This window comes from Pseudoxanthomonas sp. 22568, assembly GCF_052044485.1.
GTDB lineage: Bacteria > Pseudomonadota > Gammaproteobacteria > Xanthomonadales > Xanthomonadaceae > Pseudoxanthomonas_A > Pseudoxanthomonas_A beigongshangi.
Window position 1 is genome coordinate 56,184 of record NZ_JBQENC010000016.1, and the last position, 15,384, is coordinate 71,567.

Below are 15,384 nucleotides of genomic sequence, written 5' to 3' on the forward strand. Positions count from 1 at the left end.
GTGCATATCCAACAAAAAAGAAGCCGGGTTGTCACCGGGAGAAGCGCCGCGCCGGGACGGCACTCTCGCCGGAGAATCAGCGGCCGCGCTGCGCCAGTATGAACTCGAAGCGCGCCAGATCCGCCGGGGTGGTGATCTTGAAGTTGTCCTCGGCGCCTTCGATCAGCAGCGGGCGCAGGCCCTGTCGCTCCATCGCCATCGCCTCGTCGGTGACTTCGATGCCATTGCCGGCGGCGGCTTCCAGCGCGCGTTGCAGGTGCAGGCGGCGGAACAGCTGGGGGGTGAAGGCACGCCACAGCCGCTCGCGCGGTTCGGTGCCGTCGATACCGCCGTCGTCGCCGGCCCGCTTGAGCGTGTCGCGCACCGGCGCGGCGAGGATGGCGCCGACCGGGTCGTTGCGTCCGCGTTCAAGCAACTGGGCCAGATCGGCCAGCCCGAGGTTGGGCCGTGCGGCGTCGTGCACCAGCACGAAGTCGTCGGCGCGCACGTCGTCGGGCAGCGCGTTGAGCCCGGCCAGCACCGACTCGGCGCGGGTCGCGCCGCCGGTGCAGGTCAGCAACGGCCGGCCGGCGAACGAGGTCCAGCCCGGCCAGTCCGCATCGTCGGCCGACAACGCCAGCACCGCGCCCAGCACGGCATCGTGCGCGAACAGCGCCTCCAGCGTGTGTTCCAGCAGCAGCCGGCCGGCCACGCGCAGGTACTGCTTGGGAATCTCGCCACCGAAGCGCGTGCCGCGCCCGGCGGCGGGAATCACCGCCCAGATCCCGGCCATCAGGGCTGGTGCTCCGGTTCGGCGATCGGGGCCGGTTCGGCGGCGGCTTCACCGTCCTCCGCGGCCACGGGCGGCGCTGGCACCGGTGCGGTCGGTTCCACCACCCGGTAGAACTTCTCGCCCGGCTTGATCATGCCCAGTTCGCTACGCGCGCGTTCCTCGACCGCCGCCTCGCCGGACTTGAGGTCCTCGACTTCGGCGGCGAGCGCGTCGTTGCGTTCCTGCAGGCCGGCGTTCTCGCGTTTCTGCACGACCACCTGGCTTTCCAGCGCGACCACTTCACCTGAACTGCCCGCGCCGAACCAGAACCGGTATTGCAGCCAGGCCAGCAGCAGCGCCAGTACCAGCAGCAGCCAGACCAGTCGGCGCATGGCTTACTTCTTCAGCGAGACGAAGGCGTTGCGGCCCGCATAGCGCGCCGCGCTGCCCAGTGCTTCCTCGATGCGCAGGAGCTGGTTGTACTTGGCCACGCGATCGCTGCGGCACAGCGAGCCGGTCTTGATCTGGGTGGCGGTGGTCGCCACCGCGATGTCGGCGATGGTGGTGTCTTCGGTTTCGCCGGAGCGGTGCGAGACGATCGCCGCGTAGTTGGCGTGATGGGCCATGGCGATGGCTTCCAGCGTTTCGCTGAGGGTGCCGATCTGGTTGACCTTGATCAGGATGGCGTTGGCCGTGCCGGACTCGATGCCTTCCTTGAAGATCTTCGGGTTGGTGACGAACAGGTCGTCGCCGACCAACTGCACCTTGTTGCCGATGCGATCGGTCAGCAGCTTCCAGCCGGCCCAGTCGTCCTCGGCCAGGCCGTCCTCGATGGTGATGATCGGGTACTGGGCGGCCCAGTCGGCCAGGAAGTCGACGAACTGCTCGCTGGTCAGGCGCTTGCCCTCGCCCACCAGGTGGTACTTGCCGTTGTCGAAGAACTCGCTGGAGGCGACGTCCAGGCCCAGCAGCACGTCCTCGCCGGCGGTGTAGCCGGCGCGGCCGATGGCTTCCAGGATGGTGTCCAGCGCTTCGACGTTGCTGCGGAAGTCCGGGGCGAAGCCGCCCTCGTCGCCCACCGCCGTGCTCAGGCCGTGGCCCTTGAGGACCGACTTGAGCGAATGGAAGATTTCGGTGCCCGCGCGCAGCGACTCGGCGAAGGAGTCGAAGCCCACCGGCAGCACCATGAACTCCTGGAAGTCCACGTTGTTGTCGGCATGCGCGCCGCCGTTGATGATATTCATCATCGGCACCGGCAAGGTCACCGCGTCGCCGCCGGCCAGATAGCGCCACAGCGGCTGTTTGCGCGAGGCGGCCATCGCATGGGCGTTGGCCAGCGACACGCCCAGCAGCGCATTGGCGCCCAGGCGCCCCTTGTTCTCGGTGCCGTCCAGGTCGATCAGACGGCGATCCAGGCCTTCCTGATCGGCCGAATCGAAGCCATGCAGGGCATTGGCGATCGGGCCGTTGACGTTCTCGACCGCCTTGCGCACGCCCTTGCCCAGGTAGCGGGTCTTGTCGCCATCGCGCAGTTCCACCGCTTCCTTGGTGCCGGTGGAGGCGCCGGACGGCACCATCGCGCGGCCGAACGAGCCGTCGGCCAGGGTGACTTCGGCTTCGAGGGTGGGATTTCCGCGGCTGTCGAGGATTTCGCGGGCGTGGACTTTGGCGATCGTGGTCATGAGGGGTCGGCCAGACTGTTCAGTTTGAGTAAGGGGACGAAATCGTTCGGAAGGTTACAGGTTTCCGGGGCCAGACGGGCGATGTAGAGGGCCAGCAGGCCAGTGGCCTGCAATTGGCGCGCGCCCGCCGGCGAGCTGATTTCAGCCCCTTCATGATACTGCTCGACCATCGTTCCGACGTTCAGCATGCCGGCCAGCAGGTCATTGGCGCGCCCCTGGGCATCGGCCGGCAGCTCGTAGCCGAACGACTTCGAGATACCCACATGGGCCAGCAGTTCGTAGGCGGCCTTGAACAGGCGCGGCAGTTCCGGGCTGTCGGCGAAGCGGGCGTTTGCTCCCTCCAGGTCGAAACCATGGTCGTTGCCCCGCGCAAGGCACTGCCTGACCTGCGGCATCGCCGCCATCAGGCGCGTGTATTCGGCTTCGCTCCACACGCTCGAATAGGCCGGTCCCGTCCTGCAGCGCAACCGGTCGTCGGCGGTGCGCAGGCCGCGCGGGTTGTCCGGTGTGGTCATCAACAGGCGGACGAACGTCTCCGAAGGGGCGCAGCGGCCACCCATCATCTGCGAACCGAACAGCCGCTCCATGCCGGCGCCGCGCAACTGGTGCGCGGCCCGCGGCCCGGTCAGCGGCCCCAGCATGGAGGCGGCCATCGGCAGCATCGCCAGCTCTCGCATCTGCTTCATCAGTTCCTTGCGACCACAGCTTGGCGCGTCGAGCGGAGTCGCCAGTTCCGGCACCTCCACCAGGCGGGCGTAGTCACGGATCTGCCGTTCCAGTTCTCCCGAGGCCATCACCGCCTCCATGCGTTCACCGAACTTGCTGTCGTCCCGATCCTCACGGCCACGTCCGGCTTCGCACTGCCGGAGCTGCTCCAGTTCGGTGACAAAGGCGTCGCGTTCGGCCGGCGTCCAGGGCACCACGGACGCCTTGCGCAGGAGGTCGACCAGTTCGGCGCGACGCACGGGATCGGATTCGGCCCTGGCGGCGAATGCGGGCAGTTCGGATTCGGTCAGCGGCAATACCTTGGAGCCGGCCAGATCCTCGGGGTCTTCCGGCATCCTCCATGCGTCGGATTCCCGTGCCTGGGCCATCGACATGCCGGCCACTACCAATGCCAACGCCCATGCGCAACGACGGCCGGAAAAACGAGTGGGTACAGGACGGAGGAATTGGAAGCGGAGCGTGCGCGGGGAAGCGCCGGGGATACGGATCATGCGTAGACAAACACCGGAAATGAAAGAAGAACAGCCGGATTCGGCCACGCCTCGATTATCCCCACCGGGTTGGCCCCTGCCAAATCACAATGACGTGCGCAGTGGATGCTTGTCGTACGAATCACACGCTCGCCCGCAAAACCGTTCAACGCGTCTTCGGCGAGGCGGATTGCTCATGGAGGCGCAGGATGATCTCCAGCCCTTCATCCATCCCCTGCTCCGGAGCCGACAGGCGCCGCGAAAACGGATGCACCCGCAGGTGGCGCGCATCGACCGCACCATCATCATCCGCCATGACCAGCGCCAGGGTGCCCACGTTTTCCCCATGCACCAGCCAGGGACCGCAGGCGGGCCCGGGCGCATGCCCCGGAAGCGGGGAGTACGGATCCGATTCGAACAGCACGCCGTGCGCCGCCGGGCGCCCCTTGATGGCTTCGACGAGTTCGTAGTCCGCTTCGACCTGCATGTAGGTGCCGCCTGAGGGTGGCGCCATTTTCCGATAGCGGATCAGGCGCGCGACGAAGACGTGGCTGCTTTGCCGGTAGCCTTCCGCCAGATCGTCCTCGGGAATGCCGCTGCCGATCGAACAGGCGAGCGCGGGAGTCCCTGCCCCCGCGATGCCCAGGATGCTCAGCAACCACAGCGATTTCATCGCCGGCCGCATGTCCGTGGATGGCTTACAGCGTCTGTTCCAGGAACGCCGAACGCTTGGTGACCGAATCCAGCGCCAGCAGGGTTTCCAGCAACGCTTCCATCTTGTCCAGCGGCCACGCGTTGGGGCCGTCGGACAGCGCCTTGGACGGATCCGGATGGGTCTCGGCGAACAGGCCGGCCACGCCGACCGCAACCGCCGCGCGCGCCAGCACCGGCACGAACTCGCGCTGGCCGCCGGAGCTGCTGCCCTGCCCGCCCGGCAACTGCACCGAGTGGGTGGCGTCGAACACGACCGGGCAACCGGTATCGCGCATCACGCTGAGCGAGCGCATGTCGCTGACCAGATTGTTGTAGCCGAAGCTGGCGCCGCGTTCGCACACCATGATGTCGTGGTTGCCGGTGGACTTGGCCTTCTCGACGACCGGCTTCATGTCCCACGGCGACAGGAACTGGCCCTTCTTGATGTTGACCGGGCGGCCGGCCGAACAGACCTTCCTGATGAAATCGGTCTGGCGGACCAGGAAGGCGGGGGTCTGCAGCACGTCCACCACCGAGGCGACTTCGTCCATCGGGGTGTATTCGTGCACATCGGTCAGCACCGGCACGCCAATCTGCTTCTTCACCTCGGCCAGGACCTTCAGGCCCTCTTCCATGCCGGGGCCGCGGAAGCTGGTGCCGGAGGTGCGGTTGGCCTTGTCGAAGCTGGACTTGAAGATGAAGTTCATCCCCAGCTTTCCTGTGATTTCCTTCAGCCGGCCGGCGACATCCAGTTGCAGTTGCATGGACTCGATCACGCAGGGACCGGCGATCAGGAACAGGGGCTTGTCCAGGCCGACTTCAAAACCGCAGAGTTTCATTGCAGTACCTCGTAGGGGCGACGTCAGTCGCGACCGTAACACCAGGACACCGGCCCGGATCGCGACGCGTCGCGACCGGTCCGGAGCGCGTTCAGGCGCGCGCTTCCTTCAGCAGCTTGCCACCGGCCTTGCGCTCGCGCGCGGCGCGGATGAAGCCGACGAACAGCGGATGGCCGTCGCGCGGGGTGGACAGGAATTCCGGATGCGCCTGGCAGGCCAGGAACCACGGATGCACCGCGCGCGGCAGTTCGACCATTTCCACCAGCAGGTCGTCCATCGACTTGGCGGAAACCACCAGTCCGGCGTCTTCCAGCTGGGTGCGGTAGCGGTTGTTGAACTCGTAGCGGTGGCGGTGGCGTTCGGCCACCACGTCCTTGCCGTACAGCTCGCGCGCCAGGGTGCCGGGCTTGAGCCGGGCTTCCTGCAGGCCCAGGCGCATGGTGCCGCCCAGATCCGAGCGCTCGTCGCGCTTCTCGACATCGCCGCTGGCGGTGCGCCATTCGGTGATCAGCGCGATCACCGGGTGCGGCGACTGCTTGTCGTTCTCGGTGCTGTTGGCGCCTTCCAGGCCGGCCACGTGGCGGGCGTAATCCACCACCGCCGCCTGCATGCCGTAGCAGATGCCGAAGTACGGCACGCCGGTCTGGCGGGCGTGACGCGAGGTCAGCACCTTGCCTTCGAAACCGCGATCACCGAAGCCGCCCGGCACCAGGATGCCGTCGACGCCGTCGAGCAGCGACATGTCGCTGTCTTCCAGTTCCTGGGCCTCGATCCACTTCAGGTTGACGCGGGTGCGCTGGCGCAGGCCGCCGTGCTTGAGCGCCTCGCCGACCGACTTGTAGGCGTCCTGGTGATCGACGTACTTGCCGACCACCGCGATGGTGACTTCGTCCAGCGGGTTGAGGGTGGCGTCGACCGCCGCCTCCCACTCGGACAGATCCGCCTCGCGGGCGCCGTCCAGGCGCAGCTGGCGGATGGCGATCTCGTCCAGTCCCTGCCCGTGCAGGCCCAGCGGAATCTTGTACAGCACGTCCACGTCCGGAACGCTGATCACCGCGCGCTCGGGCACGTTGGTGAACAGCGAGATCTTGCGGCGCTCGGAATCCGGAATCGGCTGCTCGGAGCGGCACAGCAGCACGTCCGGCTGGATACCGATGGAGCGCAGTTCCTTGACCGAATGCTGGGTCGGCTTGGTCTTGAGTTCGCCGGCCGCGGCCACGAACGGCACCAGGGTCAGGTGCATGAACAGCGCCTTCTCCGGCCCGCGTTCGGTGCGGATCTGGCGGATCGCCTCCAGGAACGGCAGCGATTCGATATCGCCCACGGTGCCGCCGATTTCCACCAGCGCCACGTCATGGCCCTCGGTGGCCTCGTCGATGCAGCGGCGGATTTCGTCGGTGATGTGCGGAATCACCTGCACGGTCGCGCCCAGGTAGTCACCGCGGCGTTCGCGGCGGATGACGTTCTCGTAGATGCGGCCGGTGGTGATCGAATGCTTGCGGCTGAGCCGGGTGCGCACGAAGCGCTCGTAGTGGCCCAGGTCCAGGTCGGTTTCGGCGCCGTCGTCGGTGACGTACACCTCGCCGTGCTGGAACGGGCTCATGGTGCCCGGATCGACGTTGATATAGGGGTCCAGCTTCATCATCGTGACCTTCAGGCCACGTGCTTCTAGGATGGACGCAAGCGAAGCGGCGGCGATGCCCTTGCCTAGCGAGGACACGACGCCGCCGGTGACAAAAATAAGGGGAGTCATTGGCAGGGCTCCGGAAAGCCATAGTCTACCGGCAACGCCGGGTTTCTAAAAGCCGAACGCCCCGCTCAGGCGGGGCGTCCGGGGGTGCCGAACAGGCTCGAAAGCCTTGTGCGGCAAAGGTTTCGCGGGAATCAGGGCTTGCGCTCTTCTTCCTCTTCCTGGCTGCCGGATTTCTTGCCCTGCTCGCCCTTCTGCTTGGCGCGCTCGGCGGCGGCGGCCTCGTTGGCGGCCCGGCGCTGCGCCTTGCGGTCGGCATCGGAGGAGTCGGACTGCGAGGACCTGGACTTGTCGGCGTCCTGGCTACCGGACTTGGACTGCGCCAGCGCCAGGCCGGCGGCGGCGGCCGTCACGGCGGCCAGGGTGAGGATCAACAGCTTGCGCGGTTTCATGGCTCGTCTCCATTCACTCGTTGCATCGCCAGATGGGGGCCGGAACGGCGGCATTCAACTGACGCGCGCACGATACCGCATTGGCGCTCGCCCGCTCCTGAACGTGCAAAAACGGCGCGCTGGCCGCACACTTCGCGTCTCGCCGCATCGCGGGACCGACACGTTCCCGATGCGCAGCCGCCCGGGCCTATCGCCTGGCCGGCCTCCCTGCCGCGCCCCGACACACGAGCATCCGACCACCGAACATGAGCAGTCGCTACAACGCCGCCGACATCGAAGTCCTTTCCGGCCTGGATCCGGTCAAGCGCCGCCCGGGCATGTACACCGACACCGCGCGCCCGAACCATCTGGCGCAGGAAGTCATCGACAACTCCGTGGACGAGGCGCTGGCCGGCCACGCCGGCGAGATCGAGGTCACCCTGTACAAGGACGGCAGTTGCGAGGTCAGCGACGACGGCCGCGGCATGCCGGTGGACATCCACCCGGAAGAGAAGATCCCGGGCGTCGAGCTCATCCTCACCCGCCTGCACGCGGGCGGCAAGTTCAGCAACCGCAACTACACCTTCAGCGGTGGCCTGCACGGCGTCGGCGTGAGCGTGGTCAATGCGCTGTCGAAGAAGGTCGAGATCTTCATCAAGCGTGAAGGCAACGAGTACCGGATGGAATTCCGAGACGGCGACGCTGCCTCGAAGCTGGAAGCCGTCGGCACGGTCGGCAAGAAGAACACCGGCACCCGCCTGCGCTTCTGGCCGGACGCCAAGTACTTCGACACGCCCAAGTTCAACGCGCGCGCCTTGCGCCACCTGCTGCGCGCCAAGGCGGTGCTGTGCCCGGGCCTGACCGTCAAGCTGTACGACGAGGCCACCGGCGAGCGCGATACCTGGCATTACGAGGACGGCCTGCGCGATTACCTCAAGGGCGAGATGCAGGGCCGCGAGCTGCTGCCACCGGAGCTGTTCGTCGGCCAGCTGAAGAAGGACACCGAGATCGTCGACTGGGCCGTGGCCTGGGTGCCGGACGGCGAACTGGTCCAGGAAAGCTACGTCAACCTCATTCCGACCGCCCAGCACGGCACCCACGTCAACGGCCTGCGCAGCGGCCTGACCGATGCGCTGCGCGAGTTCTGCGACTTCCGCAACCTGCTGCCGCGCGGGGTCAAGCTGGCCCCGGAGGACGTCTGGGACCGGGTGGCCTTCGTGTTGTCGCTGAAGATGACCGACCCGCAGTTCAGCGGCCAGACCAAGGAACGCCTGAGCTCGCGCCAGGCCGCCGGTTTCATCGAGGGCGCCGCCCACGACGCCTTCAGCCTGTGGCTGAACCAGCACGTCGACCTGGGCGAACGCATCGCCCAGATCGCCATCGAGCGTGCCGCCGCGCGGCTGAAGACCGAAAAGCAGGTCGTGCGCAAGAAGGTCACGCAGGGTCCGGCCCTGCCCGGCAAGCTGGCCGACTGCATCAGCCAGGACCTGTCGCGGACCGAGTTGTTCCTGGTCGAAGGCGACTCGGCCGGCGGCAGCGCCAAGCAGGCACGCGACAAGGACTTCCAGGCGATCCTGCCGCTGCGCGGCAAGATCCTGAACACCTGGGAGGTCGCTTCGGGCAGCGTGCTGGCCTCGCAGGAAGTGCACGACCTGGCCGTGGCCATCGGTTGCGACCCGGGCAAGGAAGACATCTCCGGTCTGCGCTACGGCAAGGTGGTGATCCTGGCGGACGCGGATTCCGACGGCCTGCACATCGCGACCCTGCTCAGCGCGCTGTTCCTGCGCCATTTCCCGGCGCTGGTGCAGGCCGGCCACGTGTTCGTGGCGATGCCGCCGCTGTTTCGCGTGGACGTGGGCAAGCAGGTGTTCTATGCCCTGGACGAGGAGGAAAAGCGCCTGCTGCTGGAGAAGATCCAGCGCGAGAAGATCAAGGGCGCGGTCAACGTCACCCGCTTCAAGGGCCTGGGCGAAATGAATGCCTCGCAGTTGCGCGAGTCGACCATCCACCCCGACACCCGCCGGCTGGTCCAGTTGACCGTCGAAGACGGCGACCAGACCCATTCGCTGATGGACATGCTGCTGGCGAAAAAGCGCGCGGGCGAGCGGAAGAGCTGGTTGGAGACCAAGGGAGATCTGGCTTCGCTGGAAGTCTGATCACGGCGACCCACCGCCGGCGACCGTGGCGACGGCGGTGCCACCCGCGCCAGCCATGCCCCCAGGGCATGGCTTTGGCTCGACGGCTGATTCCGGATGCTTCGCCGCGTCCCACGCTGGCAGCGTGGGCAGTTGGAGACCTAAACCCTGAAGGCGCTACTCGCATCGCCCGACGCCTGATCGCCCTGCGAACATTTCACACTGGCCTGTTCGGGGCCGTCCTCCCCGTCCCCTGATGCACCGCCCGGTGACAAGCTACCCATCGGAGTGGCACCATCCGCGCACACCCGCACAAGTTCCTGGGGAGGAACCGTGTACGCATCAAATGGATTGAAGTGGGCTGCACTGGTGTGCGCCCTGTGGGTAACGAGTGCGTCTGCACAATCAGTCACGGTGGAAGATTTCGCCCGACACGGCACCGTAAGCGCCGTATCACTGTCGCCCAGTGGCAAATATGTTGCCATGGCGGTACCCACTGAAGATGGCCTGGAAACGCAGCTGCAGATCGTTCCTCTCGATGGCAGTGGCAACGTGCAGGTGCTGCGGTTCGGCCCACAGCAACACGTCTCGGATCCCATATGGAGTGATGACGACCAGATCGTCGTGTCGCGCGCCAAGATGGAAGCTTTGCACGCGCGCCCCTACAGCTATGGCGAACTGCTTTCATCGGACGTTCGTGGCAAGACCCAGGAAACCCTGTTTGCTTACGTCAAGGACGACGGTGCCCGCACAGGTCGCCGCAAGGACCAGGGCTTCGCCGACATCGACCACATACTGGAAAATGAACCCGGCAGCGTGCTGGTGGATTTCACCTGTTGGTCGAGCGTCTGCGGCGAAGAATCTCCAACCGTTATCTACAAAGTCAATACCCGGACTGGCAGCCGTCAGGAAATCGAGCGTTCATCCCGACCGGCCAACTTCTACTACGACCGGGATGGCAAGCCACGCCTGCGTATCACCAGAAGCCCCAACGACTTACCCGTCCTCCACTATCGCCCCGCTGCGGGAGGAGACTGGCAAGCCGTGCCGAAGAGCCTAGCCGGGTACACGATGTATGGCCTAACTTTCGACAAGGACAACAACACCGCATACGCATTGATTTCCGATAAGCGCGAGCCCGCACAACTATATAAAGTCGACTTCACCAGCGGCACGCGCGATCTGCTGATCGGTCGTGACGACGCAGCCGTGACCCGACTGTTGTATGGCGGCCATGATGGCGTCCCCTTCGGTGTCATCTTCGATTCGGACAAGCCATCCATCCGCTATCTGGACAACACTTCCGAGTGGGCCAAGCTGCATGCGGGTCTGCTCAAGGCATTCCCCGGCCAGATGGTCAGCATTCTCGACTTCAGCCGCGACAACCAGAAAGTTCTGTTCACTACTTGGTCGGACCGGCACCCGGGGAGCTACTACGTACTGGACCGCAGTGCAGGCAAGGTCCAAATGATCAGCCAGGTGCGCGCCTGGATCAAGCCCGAGCAGATGGCCCCCATGCGGCCTTTCGAGTTCAAGACAAAGGACGGTCTGAAGTTGTTCGGCTTCTACACCGCCAAGGTGGGCGCCACGGGTCCGCAGCCGCTGGTTGTCATGGCCCATGGCGGCCCTTACGACGTGTACGACAGTTGGACGTTCGACGACGACGTGCAGTTCCTAGCCAGTCGCGGCTATGCGGTGTTGCAGGTCAACTTTCGTGGCTCGGGTGGACGTGGTGAAGCGTTCGAGCAGCTGGGCTACCGCGAATGGGGCGGCAAGATGATGGACGACATCGCCGACGGCGTGCGTTGGGCGATCGACAACAAGCTCGCCGACCCCGATCGCATCTGCACGTACGGTGCCAGCTTCGGCGGTTATGCCGCGTTGATGAACCCGATCCGGTATCCGGAACTGTACAAGTGCGCCATCGGGTATGTGGGCGTCTATGATCTGCTGGTCATGCACAAGGAAGGCGATATCCAGGGCACCAAATCCGGACGCCGCTACCTCGATCGCGTCCTGGGTGACGATCCCGCCACGTTGGCCGCCAACTCGCCCGCCCGCAATGTCGACAAGATCAAGATCCCGGTGATGCTGGTGCAGGGTCGCCTGGATCAGCGCGTACCGATGGATCAGTTCAACGCGCTGGAAAACGCGTTCAAGAAACAGGGAACTCCCGTGGAAACGCTGGTCGTCGGCGGCGAAGGCCATGGTTTCTACAAGCCGGAGAATCGCGCCGAGTTGTACCGGCGCATGGAAGTGTTCCTGGCCAAGCACCTGGGCAAGTGAGCTGAGCCTTCACGCCGCGTCGCCNCGCGGCCCTGAACAATACGTTTACCCCGGCAATGCGATAAACGACCTGCTCCTTCCAGGACAGGCCACGCGTGCAATCACATCCCTACACCTTCGGACTCGAAGAGGAATACTTCCTGGTCCGTCGCAATCGTCGGCGCCTGCGGCACATGCCGCGGGCGTTCTTCGACCGTTGCCACGAGGCGTTGGGCGATCGCGTGGGCAGCGAGCTGCTGCAGACCCAGGTGGAGGTGCAGACCAACGTCCACCACGATCCGCACGAGGCACGACGCGATCTTCACCACCTGCGCCGCACGGTTGGCGCCGTCGCAGCCGAGCATGGCCTGGCCATCCTCGCCGCAGGCACGCATCCCATGGGCCTGTGGCGCGATCAGCGCAGCACCGACAAGCCGCACTACGACCGGGTGATGGAGCAGCTGCAGATGCTGGGCCATCGCAACCTGGTCTGCGGGCTGCACGTGCACGTGCAACCGGCCGACACCTCCGCGCGCATCGACCTGCTGCGGCGCCTGCAACCCTTCATGCCGCTGCTGCTGGCGGTCAGCACCTCCTCGCCGTTCTGGATGGGCCATCCCACCGGGTTGATGGGCTACCGCCAGACCGCCTACCAGGAAATCCCGCGCACCGGCCTGCCGCCGCTGTTCGCCAACCAGGCCGCCTACGACCGTTACGTGGCGCGGATGGTGCAATCCGGCACCATCGAGGACGCCAGTTTCCTGTGGTGGGCGATCCGCCCTTCCCTGCGCTTTCCCACCCTCGAGTTGCGGGTGCCGGACTGCTGCACCGATGCCGATGACGCGCTGGCGCTGGCGCAGCTGTTCCGCTGCCTGGTCCGGCACCTCGAACACCATCCGGAGCGGCACGCCGGCCTGGACGCCGGCGTGCAGGCGATCATCGCGGAAAACCTGTGGCGGGCACAGCGCCACGGCTATGACGCCGGCCTGATCGATCTGGCCAGCGGCCGACTGGTGCCGGTGCGCGAAATGCTCCGCAACCTGCAGCAGGTACTGGAAGAGGACATCGTCGCGTTGGCGGCAGGAGAAGCGTTCGAACAACTGTGGAAGATCCTCCAGCACGGCACCAGCGCGCATCGGCAGTTGGCGATCTACCGCGATCGTCGCAGTGCCGGCGAAGGCCGGCTGGACGCGTTGCAGGCGGTGGTGGACTGGTTGGCCGACGCGAGCATGCCGGCGGCGGAGACCTGACGAAGCTCAACCCGGGTCGGCGCGCTTCACGCTGGATGGCGGGATGCGGTGGGTCGGTTGCAGCTGGGCGAAAATCGCCGCCGACGCCATCGTGATCAGACCCACGCAGACGAAGGTCCAGCGGAAGGCCGACAGCGCCTGGCCCTGCAGGGGATGCAGGACGATATTGCCGAACACGCCCAGCAGGCTGCCCGCCAGCGCAACGCCGATACTCATCGCCAGCATCATTGTCATCGACAGCAGGCTGTTGCCGCTGCTGGCCAGATCGCCGTCGAGATCACGCAGGGCCAGGGTGTTCATGGCGGTGAACTGCAGCGAGTTGACCGCGCCGAAGATGGCGAAATGCAGCAGGTGCAGCCACAGCGGCTGGTCGGCCGATATCAGCGCGAAGCTGGCCATCGCCAGCCCCACCAGCACGGTGTTGCCGACCAGCACCTTGCGATAGCCCAACCGCTGCACCAGCGGCACCACGATGCGCTTGGAGAACATGCCGGCCAGCGCGGCCGGGATCATCAGCATGCCCGCCGACATCGGCGAGAAGCCCAGGCCGACCTGCAGCATCAACGGAATCAGGAACGGCATGCCGCTGCTGCCCATGCGCGAGAACAGGTTGCCCAGCAAGCCGATGCTGAAGCTCGGCACCCGGAACAGCGCAAGCGGGAACAGTGGCCGCGGAGCGCGCGCGGCGTGCAGCCAGTACGCCACCAGCCCGGCCAGTCCGAACACCAGCAGCACCACCATCGCGCCGCGGCTCCCGGCATGGTCGGACAGGCTGTCCAGCGACAGCGACACCGCCACCATGCCGAATGCCAGCAGCACGTAGCCGAGCGCGTCGAAACGCACCCGCGGACCACGCAGGTCCGGCATCCAGCGCAGCGCCGCCACGGTGCCCAGCACACCCAGTGGCAGGTTGATCAGGAAGATCCAGTGCCAGGAGGCGACTTCCACCAGCCAGCCGCCGAGCGTGGGGCCGATCAGTGGCCCGATCAGGCCCGGCACGGTGACGAAGCTCATTGCCGCCAGGAAATCCTTGCGCGGCACCGCGCGCAGCACCGCCAATCGTCCCACCGGCAGCAACATCGCCCCGCCAATGCCCTGCAGCACGCGCGAGGCCACCAGTTGCGGCAGGTTCTGCGAGAATGCGCAGGCCAGCGAGCCCAGGGTGAACAGGGTCACCGCGGCGATGAAGATCCGCTTGGTGCCGAAATGATCCGCCAGCCAACCCGAAGCCGGAATCAGCATCGCCACGGTCAGTGCGTAGGCGACCACCACGGCCTGCATGCGCAGCGGCGACTGCGCGAGATCACGCGCCATCGCCGGCAGGGCCGTATTGACGATGGTGCTGTCCAGCATCTGCATGAACACCCCGGCCGCCACCAGCCACAGCAACGGCCGAAGGGCGGTGTCGGGTGTCGGCGGGCCGGAGGCGTTCATGCGTTCATTGTGCCCGCGCCGGTCCGGCGGAAGGATGAAGGCCGTGGCCGCATCCGCGCCTCATGCGGCCTTCTGCCGCGAGACCACGAACACGCCGGACATCACCAGCACGGTGCCGGCGACCTGCCACGGTCCCATCGGCTCGCCCAGCAGCAACAGGCTCAGGACAATGGTCGAGACCGGACCGATCATGCCGATCTGCGCGGCCAGCGCCGAACCGATGCGCGATACCGCCATCATCACCATCAGTACCGGCAGCACCGTGCAGACGGTGCCGTTGAGCAGCGAAAGCCACCACACCGTCGCCGGTACCGCCAGCAGATCCGCCGGCGGCCGCAGCAGCAGGAACTGGCCGATGCACAGCACGCTGGCCACGCTGCTGGCGTAGGCGGTCAGGCGCACCGCGCCGACCCGGCGCACCATCTCGCCACTGCCGACCAGATAGATCGCATAGGCCAGCGCGCTGCCGAACACCAGCAGGCTGCCCAGCGCGATGTTGCCACCGCCCAGCGACCAGTCGTGGCCGAACGCCAGCGATACGCCCGCATAGCTGATCACCAGCGCCACCAGTTGCGCGCGGCTGGCGCGGCGACGGAACACCAGCAGGCCGATCGCCAGTACCAGGGTCGGGGTGAGGTACAGGATCAGCCGTTCCAGGGTGGCGGTGATGTAGGCCAGCCCGGCGAAGTCGAGGAAACTGGCGAGGTAATAGCCGAAGAAACCCAGGCCGATGATCTTCAGCCCGTCACCCCGCGCCAGCGGTTCGGCGCGGCGCGCGGCCCAGGCCCCCATCAGCAGGAAGAACGGAAGCGCGACCAGCATGCGCAGCGCCAGCAGCGTGATCGCATCCACGCCGTGCCGGTAGCCGAGTTTGACGATGATGGCCTTGCCGGAAAAGGCGATGGCGCCCAACGCGGCCAGCGCGAACCCACCCAGCAGCGGGCGCGGCGCGGCGGCGCCGGAAGGCGCCGCCTCCGGATCCAGTACCGCGCTGGCGGATTCGTCCTGCTGTGCCTCG

13 protein-coding genes are annotated in these 15,384 nt (G+C 66.3%); 3 read left to right on the forward strand and 10 right to left on the reverse strand.

Annotation, left to right across the window (positions count from 1 at the left end; genetic code table 11):
* Positions 1 to 76: 76 nt before the first annotated feature.
* From ispD to ACTJI2_RS17485, 8 genes are all read right to left on the reverse strand, one after another.
* Positions 77 to 775 carry a 2-C-methyl-D-erythritol 4-phosphate cytidylyltransferase gene (gene ispD / locus ACTJI2_RS17450; RefSeq protein WP_141456094.1) on the reverse strand — a complete coding sequence of 233 codons (699 nt, stop codon included), beginning with the start codon at positions 773 to 775 and terminating at the stop codon, positions 77 to 79.
* A complete protein-coding gene (gene ftsB, locus ACTJI2_RS17455) occupies positions 772 to 1,143 on the reverse strand; it encodes a cell division protein FtsB (protein ID WP_440842870.1) in 372 nt (123 codons plus the stop codon). Before ftsB ends, ispD begins: the two co-directional genes overlap by 4 nt.
* A 3-nt stretch (positions 1,144 to 1,146) precedes the next feature.
* The gene (gene eno / locus ACTJI2_RS17460) at positions 1,147 to 2,433 is read right to left on the reverse strand and encodes a phosphopyruvate hydratase (protein ID WP_183638289.1); all 1,287 of its coding nucleotides are present in this window, start codon (positions 2,431 to 2,433) and stop codon (positions 1,147 to 1,149) included.
* Complete coding sequence (locus ACTJI2_RS17465; RefSeq protein WP_440842871.1) at positions 2,430 to 3,698, reverse strand: hypothetical protein; 1,269 nt, start codon at positions 3,696 to 3,698, stop codon at positions 2,430 to 2,432. The genes eno and ACTJI2_RS17465 overlap by 4 nt, the downstream gene beginning before the upstream one ends.
* Before the next feature lie 97 nt (positions 3,699 to 3,795).
* The gene (locus ACTJI2_RS17470) at positions 3,796 to 4,302 is read right to left on the reverse strand and encodes a hypothetical protein (RefSeq protein ID WP_440842872.1); all 507 of its coding nucleotides are present in this window, start codon (positions 4,300 to 4,302) and stop codon (positions 3,796 to 3,798) included.
* A gap of 25 nt (positions 4,303 to 4,327) precedes the next feature.
* Positions 4,328 to 5,161, reverse strand: coding sequence for a 3-deoxy-8-phosphooctulonate synthase (gene kdsA / locus ACTJI2_RS17475; RefSeq protein WP_440842873.1), 834 nt, complete (start codon positions 5,159 to 5,161; stop codon positions 4,328 to 4,330).
* 91 nt (positions 5,162 to 5,252) lie between these two features.
* Positions 5,253 to 6,914 (reverse strand): CTP synthase, encoded by a 1,662-nt coding sequence (locus ACTJI2_RS17480; protein ID WP_141456059.1) that lies wholly within the window; start codon positions 6,912 to 6,914, stop codon positions 5,253 to 5,255.
* A 131-nt stretch (positions 6,915 to 7,045) separates the two neighbouring features.
* Positions 7,046 to 7,303, reverse strand: coding sequence for a hypothetical protein (locus ACTJI2_RS17485; RefSeq protein ID WP_440842874.1), 258 nt, complete (start codon positions 7,301 to 7,303; stop codon positions 7,046 to 7,048).
* A gap of 245 nt (positions 7,304 to 7,548) precedes the next feature.
* On the opposite strand from ACTJI2_RS17485, the gene parE reads away from it, so the two are divergent.
* The 3 genes from parE (at position 7,549) to ACTJI2_RS17500 (ending at position 12,932) form a co-directional block, all read left to right on the forward strand.
* Complete coding sequence (gene parE, locus ACTJI2_RS17490) at positions 7,549 to 9,438, forward strand: DNA topoisomerase IV subunit B (RefSeq protein ID WP_183638303.1); 1,890 nt, start codon at positions 7,549 to 7,551, stop codon at positions 9,436 to 9,438.
* Positions 9,439 to 9,831: 393 nt separating this feature from the next.
* Positions 9,832 to 11,703: an alpha/beta hydrolase family protein gene (locus ACTJI2_RS17495; protein WP_440842875.1), complete on the forward strand. Its 1,872-nt coding sequence runs from the start codon at positions 9,832 to 9,834 to the stop codon at positions 11,701 to 11,703.
* A 95-nt stretch (positions 11,704 to 11,798) separates the two neighbouring features.
* A complete protein-coding gene (locus ACTJI2_RS17500; protein WP_440842876.1) occupies positions 11,799 to 12,932 on the forward strand; it encodes a carboxylate-amine ligase in 1,134 nt (377 codons plus the stop codon).
* Positions 12,933 to 12,938: 6 nt separating this feature from the next.
* Here ACTJI2_RS17500 and mdtD read toward each other — a convergent pair whose 3' ends face one another.
* Together mdtD and ACTJI2_RS17510 are read right to left on the reverse strand one after the other, a co-directional pair.
* Positions 12,939 to 14,366 (reverse strand): multidrug transporter subunit MdtD, encoded by a 1,428-nt coding sequence (mdtD, locus tag ACTJI2_RS17505; protein WP_203322196.1) that lies wholly within the window; start codon positions 14,364 to 14,366, stop codon positions 12,939 to 12,941.
* Between the two features lie 60 nt (positions 14,367 to 14,426).
* Positions 14,427 to 15,350, reverse strand: a complete 924-nt coding sequence (locus ACTJI2_RS17510) for a DMT family transporter (RefSeq protein ID WP_440842884.1) — start codon at positions 15,348 to 15,350, stop codon at positions 14,427 to 14,429.
* Positions 15,351 to 15,384 lie beyond the last annotated feature (34 nt).